Below are 22589 nucleotides of genomic sequence, written 5' to 3'. Positions count from 1 at the left end.
GCCGAATTCACGGCAGATTTCACTCACCTTTTTGCCTTCATCCTGTGATTTGAGCACCTTTAATATCTGGGATTCTGTAAATCTTGACTTTTTCATACTCTTTTGCGATTTGTAAAGTTAAAACTCTAATTTTAATCTGTCGCAAAAAAGCAGCCCTGTACCATTAAGTCATTTAAAATTAACGTTTTAAAATTAGGGAAAATGGTTCAATATCTGATTGGGAAAACGGGAATTAAAGGCATATAAAAATTCTTTCTTGGAAGGAAATAGAGAACAATTATTTCTAAATACGTTTAAAAATTAAGTTATTATTTTATAAATTTGGATGCAACATTTCAAAAATTCTGACCTTTAAGTTTCAGTTAATGTAATTTACTGTAAATCAGATGATATGGCGGGATCAATTTTAGCCTAAATAAAATATTTATTGCGTAAAGCTAATAATTTAAGTGTTAAAACCTCCGTTATTATTATTTGTAGTTAATTCTTCAAGCCATAAGCCTAAATTCTTTTATGTAATATGAAATATTCTAATCAAGCAAGACTCCTCTTGGCAGTAGATTGCATTATTTTCGGATTTGACGGATCCGAATATAAACTTCTTTTGATTCAAAGGGGATTTGCTCCTGAAAAAGAAAAATGGTCTCTTATGGGTGGTTTTGTGCAGCCTGACGAGTCCATTGATGAAGCTGCGGAACGCATATTACAACAGCTAACAGGTCTTCATGATGTTTATATGGAACAAATGCAGGCTTTTGGGAAAATAGATAGGGATCCTATAGAGCGGGTAGTCGCGATTGCTTATGTAGCACTTATTGATATCGGGAAATACCAACAGCAAATCAACGATGATTTTCATGCCAGATGGTTCCCGGTAAAGGGACTGCCCAGATTGATTTTTGATCACCAGGAAATGGTTGAGAAAGCTTTGAATAAGTTGAGATACAAAGCTGCTTTCCATCCCATTTTGTTTGAACTGCTTCCAGAAAAATTCACCTTGCCCCAATTGCAGGCCATGTATGAAGGGTTATATGATACCAAAATCGATAAAAGAAATTTCACCCGAAAAGTGCTGTCCACGAATTTGCTGAAAAAGGAAAAGGATAAAGACAAATCCGGGTCTAAAAAGGGCGCTTACTATTACTCATTGGATGAAGATCAATACAAAGAAAACTTTTTAAATATCCATAATTTCATTCCAAGAAATGAAATTCCAGCTGGAGTTGAATAAAATCATCTTTTTTTCTCTAAATTTTAGGTGTTTTTTCGACACTTATATTAAATTTACTTTTCTTACCAATTTGATCCAAGTACTCAATGAACCCCTAACAACTCCAAAAAACAACAATGGAAGCAGGCTTTTCTACCCTAGATTATGTGGTTTTTATTTTTTATGCTGTTGTCATTGTTTCTTTAGGTTTATGGGTTTCACGATCTAAGAAAGGGGTTCAAAAGACTGCACAGGAGTATTTTTTAGCAGATAAATCACTGACTTGGTGGGCAGTTGGCGCTTCCCTAATAGCAGCCAATATTTCCGCAGAACATTTTATTGGTACTTCAGGGTCTGGGTTTGCCATTGGACTTGGCATTGCAGCTTATGAGTGGATTGCCGCGATTACTTTGATTATCGTGGCCAAATATTTTCTTCCTATATTCCTCAAAAATGGCATATATACCATGCCTCAATTCTTGGAACAGCGATTTGACAAACGGGTAAGTACTGCTTTTGCTGTTTTTTGGTTGTTGGTTTATGTTTTTGTCAACCTCACTTCTGTAAGTTATTTGGGCGCATTGGCTTTGGAAAAAATCATGGGAGTACCTCTACTGTATGGTATCATAGGATTATTGGTTTTTTCTGGAATTTATTCTATTTATGGCGGACTAGAAGCAGTAGCTTGGACGGATGTAGTCCAAGTTGTTGTTTTGATTGGAGGAGGATTAGTTACCACATTCCTGGCTTTGGATGCGGTTGGGTATGGCGAAGGTGTCATTGCTGGAATGATTAATTTGTATGCGGAGGCTAGGGAACATTTTGTAATGATCATTCCTAAAGGGGAAATCATGATTCCTGACGGGGATGGGGGCCTAAAGGACGCCTTTCAGGATCTTCCTGGAATTGCCGTTGTTTTAGGCGCCATGTGGCTAACTAATATAGGTTATTGGGGCTTTAATCAGTACATCATCCAAAAGGGACTTGCGGCAAAAAATATTGAACATGCGAAGAAAGGGTTGATTTTCGCTGGTTATCTAAAGATTTTGATCCCTGTGTTGGTAGTGATTCCTGGGATTGCGGCTTGGGTTTTGATCAATAAATCCTCTCCCGAAGCACTATCAGAAATGCTTCAAGTACCTGTGGAACAAATCGGAACCATCAACAAATCGGATGAAGCTTATCCCTGGCTTTTAAAGAATTTTGTTCCTGAGGGAGTAAGGGGGTTGGCTTTTGCAGCCCTGGCTGCGGCCATAGTTTCCTCATTGGCCTCGATGATCAACAGCACTTCCACCATTTTTACTATGGACATTTACAAAGTGTATTTTCAGCCACAGGCCAGTAACAAACAATTGGTGCGCTCTGGAAGGCTGGTTGCAGTGGTTGCTTTGCTTATCGCGATGCTGGTGGCACCAAAACTAAATACCCTGGATCAGGTATTTCAGTATATTCAGGAATACACAGGGTATATTTATCCTGGGGTAGTGGCAGTTTTTTGCATGGGGCTTTTCTGGAGGCAGATTACCGCCAGCGCTGCGCTCTGGACAGCCATCGCCACCCTGCCTACGGGCATCATTTTCAAGGTGGTTTACCCTGAAATGCCATTTATTTTGAGAATGGGATATGTGTTTATCATTTTGGTTTTCCTGGCTTCTTTGATCAGTTTTGCAGAAAAGAAAACCTTTGAAAACCCAGATTACAAATCAGATGCGAAAGGAAGCAAAACACTTATTGGGTCTTATCTCTTTATTATATTGGGAATATTGGCTGCCATTGTTGGTGCAGTCAAGTTTAAGGATTTAGATTATTTAGGCATCGAATCCATCTTCATGATGGCGAGCTTACTGATCATGCTGGGCATTATATTGTACACCAATGTTAAAATGAAGTATGCCGATCCCAAATCCCTATCCACCGATCCGGTAATTTTCCAAACTGCCACCCCATTCAATCTGGGGGCAGCGGGGATTGTTCTGATTGTCGGCTTGTTGTATTATTTCTTTTGGATGTAATTGAAATGTCAAACCTAAAATAAACCGCACATGAAGTCTCTTAAACACAACGAAGTATGGTTCCTCACCGGGAGTCAGCACCTGTACGGAGCTGAAACCCTCCGTGAAGTTGCTGCCAATGCGGAAGTCATAACCCAATCTCTGCATGATTCGGATCAAATCAGTGTAAGCCTCGTTTTCAAACCCATCGTGAAAACGGCGGAGGAGATTTATGCTGTCTGTCAAGAAGCCAATCAGGCAAAAAACTGTATTGGGGTGATCACCTGGATGCATACTTTTTCGCCTGCCAAAATGTGGATCAATGGATTGAAAATTCTCCAAAAGCCATTGCTTCACCTCCATACCCAATTCAACAGAGACATCCCTTGGGATAGCATAGACATGGATTTCATGAACCTCAACCAAAGTGCCCACGGGGACCGGGAATTTGGTTTTTTGATTTCTAGAATGAAAATAAACCGCAAAGTGGTGACAGGACATTGGCAGGATCCTAAAGTCCTTGAAAGTATAGATTCTTGGTGTAGGGCTGCGGCAGGTTGGCATGACTGGCAAGGGGCAAAGTATGCGCGGTTTGGCGATAACATGCGGAATGTGGCGGTGACCGAAGGGGATAAGGTAGAAGCTGAAATGAAATTTGGGTTTTCAGTCAATACTTTCCCCGTGGGGGATTTGGTGGCCAAAATCAATGCTGTCACAGACCAAGAATTGTCGGATTTGCTGGAGGTTTACGAAAATGACTACTTTCTGGCAGATAATTTAAAAAAGGGAGCCTCTAGAAGAAGTGCTTTAGCGGATGCCGCCAAAATTGAAATTGGAATGAGAAATTTTTTGGTCGAAGGCGGTTTCAAAGGGTTTACGAATACTTTTGAAGACCTGCATGGCATGAAGCAGCTTCCCGGCATCGGTACCCAAAGGCTGATGGCCGATGGCTACGGATATGCCGGAGAAGGTGACTGGAAAACAGCAGCCTTGGTTAGGGCCATGAAAGTGATGGGAACCGGACTGGAAGGGGGGAGTGCCTTTATGGAAGATTATACCTATCATTTTGACCCAGCCAACAACATGGTCCTAGGTGCCCATATGCTCGAAGTAGATCCTGTTTTGGCCAAAGAGAAACCAAAATGCGAAGTCCATCCACTTGGAATTGGCGGTAAGGAAGATCCTGTCAGGCTGGTCTTCAATGGCAAAGCAGGTCTGTCGCTCAATGCTTCCTTGGTAGATATGGGAAACCGGTTCAGGCTCGTGGTCAACGAGGTGGAAGCACAAGAGGTCCCGTTTGATTTGCCTAAACTTCCAGTAGCTAGGGTGATGTGGAAACCATTACCCGATATGCATACCGGCTGTTCGGGATGGATTTATTCCGGTGGAGCCCACCATACCTGTTTCAGTCAAAGTCTCCGAACCGAACACTTGCGGGATTTTGCCAAAATCGCTGGCTTGGAGAATATCACCATAGATAAAAACACCAATTTGCATCAACTCGAAAATGAATTGAGATGGAATGAATTGTATTACCAATTCCATAAATAGTGAACACCACCAGAACTAGCTTTAATTTGAACTACTAGTTTTGATACTACCGTTAATTTTATTGCAATAGTTGATTTGATTTTCAGACCCAGTTAAATCAATCCTTTCTTAAGGTTTAATTGTATTGGATAAATGACCAAAACCATAAATTACAATTCCTCAATTATGAGGATTGGAAGCGGTAGCAATTGAATTACCTTAAGGGACAGACAGCCTAATTTAATCGTTAAATAAAATTTTCGAAGGTAATTTTTACCTAACTAAACGATTATGCTCAAGAAAATAGCTTTGGATCAATATTTCTGAGGGAAAAGGTCTTCTAAAGAAACGTAATGGACTAAAGGAATCGTGATTAAACCAAATTAACCATCAACCATGAAAAAAACCCTCATTCAATTCAAAGGCTTGTTGTTCGCCTTTTTCGCCTTGGTTTTATTTTCAATCGAAGGTCAAAGTCAAGACCAAAATTTCTATGTGTTTCTCAGCTTTGGACAATCAAATATGGAAGGAAGTGCTCGGTACGAACCACAGGATACCATTGGAGATATAAGATTTAAGGTCTTGCAATCAGTAGATTGCCCGGATTTAAACCGCAACATAGGAAACTGGTATCAGGCTGTACCGCCACTTACCCGATGCAATACCGGCCTTACGCCAGTGGATTACTTTGGGAGGACCCTTATTGCCAACCTTCCGGATAGCATCAGAGTGGGAGTGATCAATGTCTCAGTGGGAGGGTGTAAAATTGAATTGTTTGATAAAGAAAACTATGAAAGTTATATCACCACCGCCCCAGAATGGATGCTAAACATAATCAACCAGTACGATGGGAATCCCTATGGAAGACTATTGGAAATGGCCAAACTGGCACAAAAGGATGGTGTAATCAAAGGAATTTTGTTGCATCAAGGCGAATCCAACACCGGGGACCAAAGTTGGCCGATAAAGGTGAAGGGAGTTTATGACAAACTTTTGACTGATTTGGGTCTGGCACCGGATTCGGTACCGCTGCTCTCCGGAGAACTGGTAAGTGAAGCAGAAGGTGGTAAATGCGCCAGCATGAATCCCATCATAAGGACTTTACCCGAAGTCATTCCAAATGCGCATGTGATTTCATCAGAGAATTGTGAAGCCGTCGCGGATGGGCTCCACTTTTCTGCAGAAGGTTATAGAAGGTTGGGGAGGATATATGGGGAAACCATGCTTTCATTGATCCATCCTTGATACTGTAAATTAATCCCAAATCATATTAAACATTGCAAAAACTCAATTTCAGATATGATGTCTATTTAAGGCATATTACCGACCCAATTTCATCAAGCGTTCATGTTAACCCAGTGTCGGCCATCCATGGCCCAAATTCATTTTAACCAAATAAATCGCTATGAAAAAATTACTTTATCTCTTTATGGGACTTATCCTGACAACAAGTCAGGTGGTAGGTCAAGAACTTGAAAAGGAGGCTCCTCAAGGTTTTGATACAGAACGGTCTGGGATACCCAGAGGGAAACTCGATACAATCAGTTACTCCTCAAAAACGGTGGGCGTGACCCGAAAAGCTTTGATTTATACCCCACCTTCCTTTTCTAAAAACAAAAAATACCCGGTATTGTACCTCTTGCATGGTATAGGTGGTGATGAGAAAGAATGGTTGAAGGGGGCACAACCTCAAATTATTCTGGACAACTTGTATGCTGACGGCAAGATTGAACCCATGATTGTCGTCATGCCCAATGGCCGGGCCATGAAGGATGATCGGGCAACGGGGAATATCATGGCCCCTGATAAAGTGGAGGCCTTTGCCACTTTTGAAAAAGATCTCCTTCATGATCTCATTCCATTTATTGACAAAAAATACCCTGTTTTAAAAGACAGAGGAAATAGAGCAATAGCCGGGCTTTCCATGGGGGGAGGGCAATCCCTGAATTTTGGTTTGGGCAATCTCGATAAGTTCGCTTGGGTGGGAGGTTTTTCCTCTGCACCCAATACCAAAGATCCGGAGGCCTTGGTCCCTGATCCACAGAAAGCCCGGGAATCACTTGAGTTGCTTTGGATTTCCTGTGGAGATGCAGACAACCTTATTCGCATCAGTGAGCGCACCCATGACTATCTGGTAAAAAATGATGTGCCTCATATCTATTACATCGAACCTGGAGCCCATGATTTTAAAGTTTGGAAAAACGGGCTCTACATGTTTTCAAAACTTTTGTTTAAACCGGTGGACCAGTCTCTTTTTGATAAATATAGTTTGCTGGGAAAATCAGCTGCGACCAATGTACGCTCTGCCAAATTCCCTCAGATTTTACCTGATAAGCGGGCTATTTTTCAGATCAAGGCACCCGAAGCAAGGAATATTCAAATCGATTTGGGAAAAAAATATGACATGAAAAAGGGGGCGGATGGAATCTGGGAGGTAACTACCGATTCTTTGGGAGATGGGTTTCATTATTATTCCATGATCATTGATGGGATTGCTGTTGCTGACCCGGCGAGCGAGACCTTTTACGGCATGGGAAGGATGGCTAGCGGTATAGAAGTACCCTTTAAAGGGGATGATTATTATGCCTTGAAGGATGTGCCTCATGGCGAAACCCGACGCGTCAGGTATTTTTCCAATATCCTAAGGCAATGGAGACAGTTTTTTGTATATACCCCGCCGGGTTACGATGCAAATGCCGATAAGAAATACCCTGTTTTGTATATCTACCACGGAGGCGGGGAAGATGAGCGGGGCTGGGGAACCCAAGGAAAAACAGATTTGATTATGGATAATTTACTTGCGGAAGGAAAGGCCAAACCCATGTTGGTCGTCATGCCGGATGGCAATATGCCCTTTTCCGGCATGGGAGGGAATAGTTTGGCTTTGTTTGAAAGGGAGTTGAAAGAAAGCTTGATTCCTTTTGTAGAAAGTAATTTCAGGGTATCCCCAAATCCAAACAACAGGGCTTTGGCTGGCTTGTCCATGGGAGGCATTCAGACCCTTTATGCAGGGGTGCAGAATACAGACCTATTTGCCTATCTAGGGGTATTTAGTTCGGGCTGGATCCAAGGTAGGCAAAGTGAAATAGCCGATGGCCAATATGAGTTCATGAAATCAAATTCGGAAAAAATTAATGGCAATTTGAAGGAATTTTGGATTGCAATGGGTGGTAAAGAAGACATTGCCTATCAGAATTGCCAAGTCATGTTATCCAAATTTGATGAAATGGGGATCAAATATGCGTATAGTGAGCACCCTGGCGGGCATACTTGGCCCGTTTGGAGAAAAAACCTTCACAGTTTCGCACCACTTCTATTTCAGTAACCTGATATCATGAAGGTAAGCAATGATGCCAGTAAAATGGTAATTCAATATAATTCTCGCCACCAAACCGAAATGTTCCGTACATCCCTGCCCGACAAAAGGCGGGCCTGCCCGACGAAAGCCGGGCCTGCCCAATACAGGCGGGCCTGCCCGACGAAAGGCGGGTGACTTCCGACTTCCGACCCTTCTGAAGAAGACCATTGGGTTAGTGGCAAAGAAGCGAATAACCATTTCTGATATTCCTATTCTGGCATTATTGGTCCTGATCGTAAGCCTAGCTATCTAGGGTTGCTGAAGGTTTAGAAAATTAGGTAAACAACCGCCTGAATAAGGTTAGCGATGGGAAGATAATCAAGTGATTAGCAACACACTCCCATTTCACACCTTATTAATTTTGGTATAAACATACAACCAATCCTACTAGCATAAGGGATACAGTATAAAACCGATAGGTAATTAGAAATTGAGTTTGTTTATTAAGGTAAATATCTGTTTGGCTTGAAGAATTGGATTTCCAATGGATACAAAGGCTTTTATTAAACAAGGATCGAAAGAAAGTACATTTGACACAATTAAATTAACCAAAACCTATATAACCCATTGCATGTGATGAAAAACAATCGAAATAGAAATTTTAAAGTCCTAACCGTTGTCTTTGCTTTAATTGTCGGAATAGGATGTGGCATCAAACCCCAAAACAAAGAGGTGGGCCTTAAGGATGCTTTTGAGGGAAAATTCCTTATAGGGGCAGCCTTAAATGGCAATCAAATCAATGGTAGTGATGAAGCTTCCTTAGAGGTGTTGAAGAACCACTTCAATTCTATAGTTGCAGAAAATGTGATGAAAAGTGGTCCCATGCAGCCCAGAAAAGGTGAATTTAATTTTACAGATTCAGACAATTTTGTAGCACTTGGAAGGAACCATGGTTTACATGTCGTTGGCCATACCCTCATCTGGCATTCCCAAGCCCCGAGATGGTTTTTTACAGATGATGAAGGAAATGATGTATCCAAAGAGGAACTGACCAAACGCATGGAAACCCATATCAAGACCGTAGTGGGAAGATACAAAGGTCAGGTCAAGGGCTGGGATGTGGTCAATGAAGCGATATTGGATGATGGATCTTGGAGAGAAAGTAAATTTCACCAGATCTTGGGAGAAGACTTTATGAAGCTGGCGTTTCAGTTTGCCCATGAAGCTGATCCGGATGCGGAGTTGTACTACAATGATTATTCCATGGCCATTCCAGCAAAAAGAAATGGTGTAGTCAAAATGGTGCAAAACCTGCAGGAGCAGGGCGTCAAAATCGATGGCATCGGTATGCAGGGACATATTGGTTTGGAGCATCCTGCCATCGAAGAATTTGAGAAAAGCATCCTGGCTTATTCCAACCTTGGTGTAACGGTGATGGTCACAGAGTTGGATATGTCCGTACTTCCATCTCCAAGAAGAGATGTAGGTGCTGATTTGGCGAACACTTTTGAGTATGAACAAAGCATCAACCCCTACACCGAAGGATTGCCTGAGGATGTCCAAAAACAGTTTGATGATCGTTATTTGGAGTTTTTCAAGCTTTTTCTGAAGCACCATGAAAAAATCTCCAGGGTGACACTTTGGGGGATCGCAGACCAACATTCCTGGAAAAACAATTGGCCGGTAAGAGGCAGAACAGATTACCCCTTGTTGTTTGACAGGAATTTCCAACCCAAATCCGTGGTCCCTAAATTGATTGACTTGGCCAAGAAGTAAAACGGTGTAAAAACTTTTCCCAAACTGGGAAAATCGCCCTTATGGATCATTTGTTTACCCGGTCTTTATTTTAATCACGACAATGAAAAACCCAGGATTGATTGCTCTTATCTTTTTCTATACCATGGTGGTAGGATTCACTTATGGTCAAAATGAAAAGGCCAGGAACCCCATCATACATGCCGATGTACCGGACATGTCCATGATCCGGATAGGGGAGACCTACTACATGAGCAGTACCACCATGCACATGGCGCCTGGGGTTCCCATCATGAAATCCAAGGATTTGGTCAATTGGGAGATTGTCAACTATACCTATGATATCCTGGAAGACATACATCCGCTAAACCTATCGAATGGTGAAAATAGCTATGGAAGAGGTTCATGGGCAAGCTGTCTTCGGTATCATGAAGGTACTTACTATGTATCCACCTTCGCTTCGACCACCGGCAAGACCCACATTTACACCACCAAGGACATAGAAAATGGCCCCTGGAAGTCCATCTCATTTCCACCTTCCATGCATGACCATACGTTGGTTTTTGAAGGGGATAAAATCTATTTGGTCTGGGGAGCGGGGAGGCTCACTATGGTCGAATTGGAGCCTGACCTTTCGGGAGTAAAGCCCGGAACTGAAACAGTCCTGATAGAAAATGCTACCGAGCCTGCCGGAAACAACATCATGCTAAAAGCAGAGGGTTCACAACTGTTCAAGGTGGATGGCAAATATTACCTTTTCAATATCGCTTGGCCCAGGGGTGGGATGAGAACGGTGATTGTGCATCGGTCAGATCACTTCCATGGGCCTTATGAAGGAAAAGTAATGCTTCAGGACAAGGGTGTTGCACAAGGTGGCTTGATTGACACCCCTAATGGAGATTGGTTTGCCTATTTATTTCGTGACTACGGGGGAGTTGGAAGGATCCCTTACTTAGTGCCCGTCAGATGGGAAGAAGGCTGGCCGGTGTTGGGTGTGGAAGGGAAAGTCCCTGATGAGTTGGATTTGCCCAAAAATGGCAGTCTGATACCTGGAATAGTGGCTTCTGATGATTTTAACAGGAAGGCAGGGGATGAATCACTTCCCCTTGTATGGCAATGGAACCATAATCCTGACCCGGAACATTGGTCTTTGAGCGCTAGAATTGGGCACCTTCGGCTGACCAACAGCCGGGTAGACCCTGATGTTTTACAGGCCAGAAACACGCTCACGCAGCGAACCATTGGACCTGTTTCTTCCGGGACAACCAAAATAGATGTCAGTGGGATGCAGGATGGAGATGTGGCAGGCCTGTCCCTTTTGCAGAGAGACTATGGCTTCGTAGCCGTAAGAACTGAGGGAGGCAAAAAAACGATCATTCAGCTATTGGCCCCTGAGGGAAAGGAAGAGATTTTGGAAGAAATTCCACTTGGCCAAAAGACAGTTTTTCTGAAAGCTGAATGTGATTTCAGGGACCGGAAAGATTTAGCTTATTTCTATTTTAGTTTGGACGGAAAAGAATGGAAGCCTATAGGTGCTGAACTGAAAATGAAATACACCCTGCCCCATTTTATGGGTTACCGATTCGGCTTGTTCAATTATGCCACCAAAAAACCGGGGGGATTTGTCGATTTTGAGTTCTTTGACATTTCGGACGAGATATCCTTACACAAATGAATTTCCGTCTATGAAAAACCGCCATGTAAACCTAATGACCAAGACCAAATTAAGTTATCTGATCCCATTATTGGGTTTCATATTTATCAGTTGTGGAGAGGCCAAGATCAATGAACCTCTACATGAGGATGACCTGAAGCTATGGTACACACAACCGGCCAATAAATGGGTGGAAGCGCTTCCTGTGGGTAATGGAAGGTTGGGAGCGATGGTTTATGGAGACCCTGTTCAGGAAACAATCCAACTCAATGAAAGCACCATTTGGGCTGGTCAGCCCAATCGCAATGACAATCCCCTCGCCAAAGAGGCATTGTCTGAAGTCCGAAGATTGATTTTTGAGGGAAAATACAAAGAGGCCCAGGATCTAGCCAACAGCCATATGGTCAGCAAAAAATCTCACGGCATGCCTTATCAGCCTGCAGGCAACCTTAAGATTAATTTTGAGAACCATGGGGATTATACGGATTACTACCGCGAGCTGAACATCAGTAATGCATCGGTCAGCACTTCCTACAGGGTAGGGGACGTTGTTTATAAAAATATGGTCTTTGCTTCTTTTCCGGACCAGGTTATTGTGGTCAAGATTACCGCCGACCAGCCTAGTGCAATCAGTTTTTCGGCGACCATGGATCGGCCTGAAAATGCCACCGTAAGGACCGAAGGGGATGATTTACTCGTGCTCTCAGGCAAAACAAGTGATTTTGAAGGAATAGAAGGAGAAGTAAAATTCCATGCACTTTCTAAAGTCATCCATAAAGGAGGGGTCATCACGGCCGATGGTACCGAAATTCAGGTAAGGGATGCCGATGAAGTGTTGATTTATGTTTCTATAGGTACCAATTTCATCAATTATCAGGACATCAGCGGGGATGGGTTACATAAGGCCGAAGGTTTCCTGAAAAATGCCCTTGAAAAAAGTCCTGACAGGATTTTTGCAGATCATGTGGCTGATTACAGGAAACTATTTGATAGAGTCAGCATGGACCTTGGCCGTACAGAAGCTGCGGATTTGCCCACTGATGAGCGAATCGAGAAATTTGCTGAAGGAAATGACCCTGCTCTTGCCTCGCTCTATTTTCAGTTTGGCCGTTTTTTATTGATTTCTTCATCCAGACCTGGAGGTCAGGCAGCCAACCTCCAAGGCATCTGGAATGATCAGTTGAAGCCAGCTTGGGACAGCAAGTACACCTTGAATATCAACGCTGAAATGAACTATTGGCCCTCCGAGTTGACCAATCTGTCAGAATTGAATGAGCCGTTTATTCAAATGGTCAAGGAACTCTCAGAAACAGGGCGGCAAACTGCCAAGGACATGTATGGCGCAGAGGGATGGGTAGTGCACCACAATACGGACATTTGGCGGGTCAATGGGGTGATTGATGGGGCTTTCTGGGGCATGTGGCCCATGGGAGGCGCATGGATGTCCCAGCATCTGATTGACAAATATGAATTTTCCGGAGACAAAGAATACCTAAGGTCAGTGTACCCGGTACTCAAAGAGGCCTGTAATTTCCTGTTGGACTTTATGGTAGAAGAACCGGAAAATGGATGGCTGGTGGTGGTGCCTTCCAACTCCCCCGAGAATGCGCCATCGATTCATCCCGATGCCTCCATCGCTGCAGGGACCACGATGGACAATCAGTTGGTTTTTGACTTGTTTACCAGAACAGCAAAAGTAACTCAAATACTAGGTGCCGATCCGGAATTTGTAAGGGTCCTTCAGGAAAAAACGGACAAATTGCCCCCTATGCAGATAGGCAAGTGGGGCCAACTCCAGGAATGGATGCAGGATTGGGACGATCCTGAGGACAGCCATCGGCATGTCTCTCATTTGTATGGGTTGTATCCTTCCAATCAGATTTCACCTTATAGCACCCCGGAATTGTTTGAAGCGGCCAAGACTTCTTTGGTGGCAAGGGGAGACGCATCTACAGGCTGGTCCATGGGATGGAAAGTCAACCTTTGGGCCAGACTGTTGGATGGCAACCATGCCTTGAAGCTGATCAAAGACCAGTTGAGTCCTGCGATACTGCCCAATGGAAGACAAAAGGGAGGAACTTATCCCAACTTGTTTGATTCCCACCCCCCTTTTCAAATTGATGGAAATTTTGGCTGTACGGCAGGGATTGCAGAGATGCTCCTGCAAAGTCACGACGGGGCTATCCATGTATTGCCGGCTTTGCCCGATTCCTGGAGTACGGGCAGCGTCACTGGATTAAGGGCAAGAGGAGGGTTTCAGGTTTCAGTGGAATGGGAATCCAATCAGCCAAAGCGGATTGAATTGAAATCAACACAAGGTGGGGTGTGTGTACTCAGGTCCTATTACCCATTACAAGGCAAAGGTCTCAAAGCGTCAGATGGTAAACCTACCAATTCATTTTTCGAAACCCCTACCGTTAAAAAAGCATTGGTCAATACGGATGAAAAATCAGCGCTTCCAGAAATCAAAAAGGTGTATGAATACGAATTATCCACAGAAAAGGGAGGTACTTATCTCATTGAGGCTTCTAAATAAAGGCGTCAATAATTTTCCTCTTTGGCGTGAAAAACTGTCCCTTTCTACCATGAAAACGAAAGCAAAGAATCAACCATAAATCAGTAAGGATCGGAGGGATTTCCGTTTTGATCCAGCCAAAAAGAGGCTACTTGATCACGGATTATCCATTAAAAATAACAATCAACTTAAAAACATCAACCATGAAGAACCCTCAAAAATGCCTGTTAGCTGTAATGATCGCAGTGTTTTCCGTCACCGGTGCATTCAGCCAGAATAAGGCAAAAAACCCACCGATATTCTCCCAAGCGATTTATCAAGGGGATGATCAGGTTTACAAAGACCATCCATTAGAAGAGGATGAATTTTACAGTCCCATTCTTCAGGGCTGTTATCCTGATCCATCCATTACCAGAAAAGGGGAGGATTATTATATGGTTCATTCCTCCTTTGCCATGTTTCCGGGGGTGCCTATTTTCCATTCCAATGATCTGGTCAATTGGACCCAGATAGGCCATGTTTTGGACCGAAAGTCCCAGTTGAAAGTGCATGATACGGGCATCAGTGCCGGGATCTATGCCCCGGATATCATTTATAATGAAAACAATGACACCTTTTACATGATCGTCACACAGTTTGCTGGAGGGATTGGAAACATGGTGGTAAAAACCAAAGACCCTAAAGAGGGATGGAGCGATCCTTATAAACTGGAATTTGGGGGGATTGATCCGGCATTGTTTTTCGATGAGGACGGTAAGGCCTATGTGGTTCACAATGATGCTCCTGATAGAGGAAAAGAATTGTACAACGGACACAGGGTGATCAAAATCTGGGAATACGATATGGAAGCGGATCAAGTGATCAAAGGCACAGACAAGATCATCGTGGATGGAGGGGTGGATCTTTCTCAAAAACCGATTTGGATAGAAGCCCCCCATATTTACAAAAAGAACGGAAAATATTACCTGATGTGTGCAGAAGGTGGTACCGGTGATTGGCACAGCGAAGTTGTTTTTGTCAGTGATGCACCTAAAGGTCCATACATTCCAGCTCCTAGTAACCCCATTCTTACACAGCGGTATTTTGCAAAAGACCGGAAAAACAAAGTGGATTGGGCAGGTCATGCTGACTTGGTGATGGGACCCGATGACAAATACTATGGTGTATTCTTGGGCATTCGTCCCAATGATAAGGACAGGGTAAATTCGGGAAGAGAGACCTTTATTTTGCCAGTAGATTGGTCAGGGAATTTCCCTGTATTTGAAAATGGATTGATTCCCATGGAGCCCAAGATCAAAATGCCAAAAGGGGTAATTAACAAAGCCGGACAAGATGGATTCTTCCCCAATGGCAATTTTACCTATACAGAAGACTTCAAATCCGATAAATTGGATTACCGCTGGATAGGACTGAGAGGCCCACGGGAAGACTTTATGGCCATCACTGAAAAAGGTTTGGAAATAAGTCCCTTTGAGGTCAACATCAAAGAGGTGAAGCCCACGTCTACCCTATTTTACAGACAGATGCACAAAAATTTCAATTTCACGACCACCTTGGAATTCACACCCCAATCCGAAGAGGATTTGGCTGGAATCACCTGTCTTCAAAGTGAGAGATTCAATTATGTATTCGGCGTCACTAAGAAGGGCAATGACAAACATCTGGTGCTTGAAAGAACCGAAAAAGGAGCTTCCAAAATCTTGGCGAGCCAAAAAATCGATGCCAAGGGCCCCATTCACCTGAAGGTGGAGGCCCAAGGTGATGATTATGCTTTTAGCTATGCCGTAGGAGGGGCAGATTTTGTGAATTTGGGGGGTACCGTATCAGGTGATATCCTTTCTACCAATGTGGCAGGTGGATTTACCGGGAGTTTGATCGGGCTGTATGTCACATCAGCCAATGATGCGAAACCGGAATGATATGGGATTGACCGATGACGGATGTAGGATGAGCGAAGGGCCGTTCAATGATCATTGACATTGGATTTTGACGAAAAGGCTTCTCCTTATTATTGCGACAAAGGAAGAATCAATAGAAAGCTGGATTTGATTGGAAGCATTTCATAGGCAGGAATTTCACTCTTAATATTCAGCCCAATAAGGTCTTGAGTAAGGCGGAGTTTAAAAAATCTATTTTATATTTATATCTGTATTAAACAATAGGGTTAACCGCTTCTTTGCCAGTAACCCAATATTCTACTTCAAACGAGTTGGAAGTCCCCCGCCGGACATTTCAGTTTCCTGGCGAGTATTATATTACATACTATTTTACTGGTATCATTGCGTACATGCATTTCAAACAAATTGAAATCCACGAATTTATGGTAACATCTAAATTTAAACAGATATAAAAAAAATAATGAATAATGAAGAGAAATTTGTTGATGTTATGATCGGGGGGATACTTGCCTCTCATCTCGGCGAGTTGACTATTGGGGCCAGTGATTTGGGGAGAAATCCTGTGCAATACCCAAGTCAATTGGTTCGCCGGACGGCCGCAGTTTTTCTGGCTTTCGGCCTCATCATTGGCCTATTACCAGGCTGCGCCAACTCACAAGCCAAATCTGCAAAATCATCTGAACACGACAAGTTGTCTGCAGCAACGATTGTTCCTCTCGATGGGCCGGTATTGGCAGGGAAGCCCGTGACATTCATGCTCAGCGGCAATCTGGGTGATCCATACTGGGAGCTGGGGGACGGGGCGAAAGCTGAAGGCCCTTCTGTCAACCACACATACCAGCAACCGGGGATTTACCGCGTCGTCATGGGATCAAAGGTGGGAGACACATTCAAGGAGGTATCTTCCGCCATCGTGAGGGTCCATGCGCCGGAAACACTGCACCTGCCGCAGGTTATTCTCGACACCGATGCCCGCAACGAAATCGATGACCAGCATTACATCGGCTACGGGCTTTTTAGCAACTTGGACTTGCTGGGCATCAACAGCATCCATCACGGTCTCCGCCCCGATCACGGTGGGCATGCACAGGAGCAGATTAACTTTGGTGAGATTCACTACATCATCCAGCTCAGTCGCGCTAGCGGACTTTTGAAGCATCGTCCCGAAAATCTAATGCCTCCGGTGTTCCACGGTGCAAAACTGCCATTGCAGGTTCCCGCCAGTGGCAAATGGCAGGAGACGAAGCCGGTCAAAAACGAAGCCAGCGAAGCAATTCTGGCAGCAGCTCGTGGCGCATCTCCCGACAATCCCGTATGGTACTCCCTGTCGGACCATGCACCAACATCGCCAACGCGATTCTTCTTGCACGTGAAGAAGGATTGGACTTGAAAATCCGAATCAAAATCGTCTGGCTGGGCGGTGGCCCGGAAGCGGTCAACGACTGGAGCTTTAACGGAGAGAACGACCCTTGGTCAGTTTATCTAATAGGTCAGAGTGGGCTCGAGTTCTGGATCATGCTTGAAAATCCCACCGGAGCCAGCCTCGCCATCGACAAACGCACTGAGTTAGGTCTTTATCCCGACAATCGATTGGGCAAATATCTTGTAGCAATTTCGAATATTTACTCCACTGACACCACGAAATCGCTCTATGACCTGACGACGATATCAATGGTCATTGGCAACCACCTTGGGAAGACATGGCTTACATTGGTCGAGCCTTCGGTGGTGCTCGGTCCGGATCAGGAATACCGGTGGCAGAAGTTCGACTCGCCAACGAACGTTAACATTATTCGGGAAATCGATGCACAAGCGATGAAAGTTGATTTCTTCAATACCTTAAACGGAAAGCCGACGGCTCTCCCGCCAACAAGATAGAAGCAATAAAAAACAGTTTATAATTGTCCAATTTTCGTGCTATCGGTGAATGGCAATGAGTTAAGATGAGTAGCGGGTTGCACCACCAAAATCCTTAAAAAGGAAGAAGCTACGATAAACGTATTGACTTTGGACGTTTTAAAAATTGAAATGGACAAATTTATGGATTGGTTTAACAATGACAGCAATCTTGACCCTGTTTTGAAAGCGCGATAGCGCACTTTTGGTTTATCATCATTCACCCTTTGACGATTGAAACGGAAGGATTGGAAGAGCTATCACGGATATGTTGCTTGCCCGTGCCGAGGGGAGAGGAGAGCGCTTTTACAGTATGTCAAGCCAAATACTAACCGAACGGAAACGCTATTATGAAGTATTGCAAAAAGTACAACACAGTTCAGGCGACATCACAGAATGGCTAGACTGGTTTATACTTTGGTTGAAAAATGCGATGCTTGCCATCGAAAACACCACAGAAAAAATATTGAACAAAGGCAAGTTTTGGAAACTATATGAAAATACGTCCATCAGCGAACGCCTACGATTAATACTCAACAAACTTTTTGACGGCTTTAAAGGAAAAATGCAAACTTCAAAATGGGCAAAAATCACAAAAACTTCCTCAGACACCGCCTTAAGGGATATAAAAGACTTGGTAGAAAAAGGCATCTTACAAAGAACAGAAGCAGGAGGTCGAAACGCCAATTACGAATTAGTCGACTTTAAAATAGAATAGCCGTATAGAATAGGAACCACGTTGGAAAAAAGGAAATGGATTACAAGAACCCCCCCGAAAATTGACAGGTTACTTTATCCCTAGTATTGTTTGGGTAATTGTTTCTTTTGTCGCCATGTATCGATTTAAAGTTGGAATGATAACCTTGATTTGCATCAAAGCTTTATCGGGACTTGGATATTACCTGGCAACTTAATGAATTGAAAAGAAGCAAGCGCATGTATGGCAAGGGGTCAATTTCGTAGGTTAGGAAACCTAGGTCACAGGATGCTATTGGTTTTGGTATGAAATGCTATCCTTTTTTATTTTAAAATTCAAAAATTAAACAAATTGTATGGTTTTATATAAAAAAGTGTTTAAATTACACTTGATATTAGACCCATATTTTTATCACCATTACTGAAGTTTTGAGATTGTGAATGTGGTGTGGGGTTTTGCTGTCAAGCTTGATGGTTTTTTCGGGAATGGTGGTTTGATTTGAAGGATATTGATTTTGTCGTATGCTGACAATGGTCTTCATCCATCTTGCTTTGATAAGAATTAAAAAAATAAACCTATAAACCTACAAACCAGTATGAAGAAAGCAGCCTTTTTTGGCATGTTCCTGTGCCTATTTGGCACAGGAACATTTGCCCAAGACAAAGAAGTCGTGGAAGATTTTAAACCCTCAAGTCTCAATCAAGCCGGGCAGGAGTATCCTATGGTGAACTCTCAAGGATATGCCCGGTTTCGCGTCATAGCTCCTGAGGCCAAAAGCATCAAAGCGAGCCTAGGCCTTGGCGGAAGAGGAGGAACCACGCTGACACAGCAGGCAGACAGTACTTGGATGGGGACCACAGAAGGTCCATTGGATGAAGGGTTCCATTACTACAACCTTACGGTGGATGGCGGCAAATTCAATGATCCAGGGGCACTCAATTTCTACGGATCCACCCGTTGGGAGAGCGGGATTGAAATCCCGGCACACGATCAGGATTTCTATGCGCTAAAAGATGTCCCACATGGCCATGTCCAACAAGTTCTTTTTCCTTCCAAAAGTACGGAGACATCCCGCAGGGCCTTTGTGTATACACCTCCTGGATATGGCAATGACGTGAACAAGCGTTACCCGGTATTGTATCTACAGCACGGATGGGGGGAGGATGAGACCGCATGGACCAATCAGGGACGCGCAAACCTCATCATGGATAACCTCATCGCAGAAGGAAAGATACAGCCATTCATCATCGTGATGACCTATGGCATGACCAATGAAATCAAATTTGGAGGCTTACGGGATTTCGACATCAAGCCTTTCCAGACTGTATTAGTGAATGAATTGATTCCCTATGTAGATGCCAATTTCCGAACAATTGCTGATCAACCACACAGGGCCATGGCCGGGCTATCGATGGGCGGAATGGAAACGAAAATGATTACATTGAATCATCCTGAGGTATTTTCGCATTATGCACTTTTCAGTGGTGGGATTTATGCTCCCGAGGATTTGAAAAACCATCCCAACCTCAGATTGGTCTTTATCAGTGCAGGCAGCAAGGAGAATCCTGATCGGGTTAATACAGCGGTGGAGGAACTTAAGGAGGCGGGTTACCCAGCTGTTTCTTACGTGTCGGATAAAACAGCCCACGAGTTTCTGACTTGGCGAAGGAGTCTGTACCAGTTGGCGCCCTTACTCTTTCAAAAATAACCAAGAAGAACCATGAACCCTTTTTCAGGCAAATTGCTTTCCATTCTGCTGTTTTCATCGCTCATGATCTTCCTGTGTCCCCATGGAGAAGCCCAGCAGGCCAATGTCAATTTGGATTACAATCCACAAAAAGACACGGAAGGACTGAAACCTTTCAGTGCTCCACTCAATTCACCGGAGGTACACGATGACAGGACTGTAACCTTCCGGTTAAAAGCCCCAAAAGCAAATGAAGTCCATTTGACGGGTGTGGCCTTGCTTACCGGATTGGGAAGGGGGAATGAGCCTGTACCTTTTGAGAAAGGAGAAGATGGGGTTTGGGCTGTGACGGTAGGTCCCTTGAATCCGGATATGTATGCCTATCATTTCAATGTAGATGGCATGCAGATCACCGATCCCAGCAATACCTATGCAGCCTTTACCGCCATGCCTCCTTACAGTCAGTTGGTGGTGAATGGGGACGGTCCTGCTTACTACGATGCCAAAAATGTACCCCATGGCAATGTAACCCGACATGTCTATCATTCGGAGGTGACTCAGGGTGAGCGTGAAATGTATGTGTACACGCCCCCAGGATATGACCCAAACAAAGCTTATCCCGTCCTGTATCTCTTGGGAGGAAGTGGAGAATTGCCATCCAATTGGGTGTTTGACGGGCGGGTAAATTTCATCATGGACAATCTCCTTTCCGAGGGTAAAGCCGAACCCATGCTTATAGCGATCCCCAACAATCAGATCATTCACCGGAACCATCCCCAACATACCGAGTTGACTTTTGATTTGTTTGAAAAGGAGCTCAGGGGCCATGTGATACCTTTGGTGGATGAAAACTACAATACCGTTGAGTCCCCAAAAGGAAGGGCCATCTCCGGGCTGTCCATGGGTGGCAGGCACAGCATGTTTATTGGCTTCCGGTCCTTGGATTTATTTGCCAATTTCGGCATTCTCAGTGCTGGAGATGGAGATGCAGAAACAACACTTGCTGCATTTCTCAATGATCCCGAGGTCAATAAAAAAGTTGATTACCTGTTTGTGGGACAGGGAACTGAGGAAGCAAAAGGTTTTTTTGGGGGTAGGGTAAAAGCACTGACGGATGCACTCGATAATCACCAAATCAGATATGAATATTATCAGGGAGGCCATGGTGGGCACGATTGGTCGACTTGGAGACATTTATTGTACGAGAAATTTCTTCCGAATCTTTGGAGAAGCAATTTACCTTAAAAGTCTATCTAACCCATTCAATATTTAAAATATTCACAGGGACTGAAAGGACTGTCCATTTTTTTTATAATTCCACCATCGCTTTGATCACCTTGGTTTCCGGCAGCAATAAGCTTTCAAATTGTTCCGGCAAATCCTGAAAAGCAATCCTGTGGGTGATCCAAAGCCCGGTGTCGATCAATCCTTGTTCCATGAGCCCGATGATCTGTTTAAAATCCTTGCCCAGCGAATTTCTGCTTGCCATCAAGGTGATTTCTTTTCTATGAAACAATGGATCAAAAAAGGTAAAATCTCCTTGAAACAAACCTATAAATACGATTTTTCCACCGAATGCCACATAGTCAAAGGTATTTTTCATAGAATGCGGATTTCCGGTAGCATCCATCACAATGGTCGGCAAATCCCCCTCAAAGGCATTTCGAATATGTTCTATCAAGGGATCAGATTTGGCCTGTATGGCACCTGCCAAATCAAAGTTTTCCCTACAAAACTCCAAGCGCTCCTCATTGATATCCATCACGGCCACTTTCGCCTCTTTGATTTTGGAAAATTGAATGGTGGACAATCCAATGGGTCCTGCTCCGATGACCAGGACTTTGTCTTCTTTGGACATTTGGGATCGGTTTACCGCGTGGCAACCGATGCTTAGGGGCTCTATCAAAGCGAGCTGTTCGTAAGAAAGTTTGGGGGAAGGATGCAGGTACCTGGCCTGCATGCGAATGTATTCTCTCATACCCCCATCCTCATGAACGCCAAAAACAGAGATGTTTTCACCACAGTTGGTTTTGCCGCTTTTTACCGCCTGATCCCTTCCGAAATTGAAATAGGGTTCTACCGAACATCTGTCACCTACGCTGACATTTTTTACTTCGTTTCCGATTTCAATTACTTCCACCCCAAGTTCATGGCCCAATATTCTTGGGTAAGAGAAGAAAGGCTGCTTTCCCCGAAAAGCATGCATATCCGTTCCACATATGCCTATCCGATGTACTTTAAGCAAGACTTCACCTGAATTCAGCGAGGGATTCAGGTCAAGTTGTCGGTGTTCAAACTGTCCGGGTTGACTCAAGATGATTGCTTTCATGTGCATGATGGTTATTGGGGGGTTCGATTTTTAGGTTTGTTTGCATTAGATCTTCGACCTGAGAAAGTATAAATTAAATCTTCAATATTCCGTCAGATGTCTATGGATTCAAAATTATCTTAATGATTA

The 22589-nt window shown here is 43.7% G+C and carries 16 protein-coding genes; 14 read left to right on the top strand and 2 right to left on the bottom strand.

Features of this window, described 5'->3' with window-relative positions; translation table 11 throughout:
* A partial coding sequence (locus tag H1A14_RS23195) for a transposase (protein ID WP_228527785.1) occupies positions 1-96 on the bottom strand: 96 nt, incomplete at its 3' end.
* Positions 97-520: 424 nt separating this feature from the next.
* On the opposite strand from H1A14_RS23195, the gene H1A14_RS13540 reads away from it, so the two are divergent.
* The 14 genes from H1A14_RS13540 (at position 521) to H1A14_RS13475 (ending at position 21376) form a co-directional block, all read left to right on the top strand.
* A complete protein-coding gene (locus H1A14_RS13540; RefSeq protein ID WP_194776797.1) occupies positions 521-1231 on the top strand; it encodes an NUDIX hydrolase in 711 nt (236 codons plus the stop codon).
* A 116-nt stretch (positions 1232-1347) separates the two neighbouring features.
* Positions 1348-3222, top strand: a complete 1875-nt coding sequence (locus tag H1A14_RS13535; protein ID WP_194776796.1) for a sodium/sugar symporter — start codon at positions 1348-1350, stop codon at positions 3220-3222.
* A gap of 30 nt (positions 3223-3252) precedes the next feature.
* Positions 3253-4752 carry an L-arabinose isomerase gene (gene araA / locus H1A14_RS13530; protein WP_194776795.1) on the top strand — a complete coding sequence of 500 codons (1500 nt, stop codon included), beginning with the start codon at positions 3253-3255 and terminating at the stop codon, positions 4750-4752.
* A gap of 375 nt (positions 4753-5127) precedes the next feature.
* On the top strand, positions 5128-5976 hold the full coding sequence (locus H1A14_RS13525) for a sialate O-acetylesterase (protein ID WP_194776794.1): 849 nt from the start codon (positions 5128-5130) through the stop codon (positions 5974-5976).
* Between the two features lie 160 nt (positions 5977-6136).
* Positions 6137-8056, top strand: coding sequence for an alpha/beta hydrolase-fold protein (locus H1A14_RS13520; RefSeq protein WP_194776793.1), 1920 nt, complete (start codon positions 6137-6139; stop codon positions 8054-8056).
* Between the two features lie 609 nt (positions 8057-8665).
* Positions 8666-9805, top strand: coding sequence for an endo-1,4-beta-xylanase (locus tag H1A14_RS13515; protein ID WP_194776792.1), 1140 nt, complete (start codon positions 8666-8668; stop codon positions 9803-9805).
* Positions 9806-9887: 82 nt separating this feature from the next.
* On the top strand, positions 9888-11459 hold the full coding sequence (locus H1A14_RS13510) for a glycoside hydrolase family 43 protein (protein WP_194776791.1): 1572 nt from the start codon (positions 9888-9890) through the stop codon (positions 11457-11459).
* A 10-nt stretch (positions 11460-11469) separates the two neighbouring features.
* Entirely contained in the window at positions 11470-13974 is a 2505-nt protein-coding gene (locus H1A14_RS13505) for a glycoside hydrolase family 95 protein (protein WP_228527776.1), read from the top strand.
* A gap of 182 nt (positions 13975-14156) precedes the next feature.
* The gene (locus tag H1A14_RS13500) at positions 14157-15872 is read left to right on the top strand and encodes a glycoside hydrolase family 43 protein (RefSeq protein ID WP_194776790.1); all 1716 of its coding nucleotides are present in this window, start codon (positions 14157-14159) and stop codon (positions 15870-15872) included.
* Positions 15873-16311: 439 nt separating this feature from the next.
* On the top strand, positions 16312-17241 hold the full coding sequence (locus H1A14_RS13495; protein ID WP_194776789.1) for a PKD domain-containing protein: 930 nt from the start codon (positions 16312-16314) through the stop codon (positions 17239-17241).
* Positions 17238-17729, top strand: coding sequence for a hypothetical protein (locus tag H1A14_RS13490; RefSeq protein WP_194776788.1), 492 nt, complete (start codon positions 17238-17240; stop codon positions 17727-17729). Before H1A14_RS13495 ends, H1A14_RS13490 begins: the two co-directional genes overlap by 4 nt.
* Before the next feature lie 286 nt (positions 17730-18015).
* Positions 18016-18465: a Fic family protein gene (locus H1A14_RS13485; RefSeq protein WP_194776787.1), complete on the top strand. Its 450-nt coding sequence runs from the start codon at positions 18016-18018 to the stop codon at positions 18463-18465.
* Between the two features lie 598 nt (positions 18466-19063).
* Positions 19064-20152 (top strand): alpha/beta hydrolase, encoded by a 1089-nt coding sequence (locus H1A14_RS13480; protein WP_228527784.1) that lies wholly within the window; start codon positions 19064-19066, stop codon positions 20150-20152.
* A gap of 12 nt (positions 20153-20164) precedes the next feature.
* Positions 20165-21376 (top strand): esterase, encoded by a 1212-nt coding sequence (locus H1A14_RS13475; RefSeq protein WP_194776785.1) that lies wholly within the window; start codon positions 20165-20167, stop codon positions 21374-21376.
* Between the two features lie 64 nt (positions 21377-21440).
* On the opposite strand, the gene H1A14_RS13470 is transcribed toward H1A14_RS13475, so the two are convergent.
* Positions 21441-22460: a zinc-binding alcohol dehydrogenase family protein gene (locus H1A14_RS13470; RefSeq protein WP_194776784.1), complete on the bottom strand. Its 1020-nt coding sequence runs from the start codon at positions 22458-22460 to the stop codon at positions 21441-21443.
* Between the last annotated feature and the right edge of the window lie 129 nt (positions 22461-22589).

The organism is Pararhodonellum marinum, from assembly GCF_015354735.1.
In the GTDB taxonomy this organism is placed as follows: domain Bacteria; phylum Bacteroidota; class Bacteroidia; order Cytophagales; family Cyclobacteriaceae; genus Pararhodonellum; species Pararhodonellum marinum.
The sequence above is the reverse complement of the archived record's forward strand: the minus strand, read 5'-3'. Positions and strand labels throughout refer to the sequence as shown.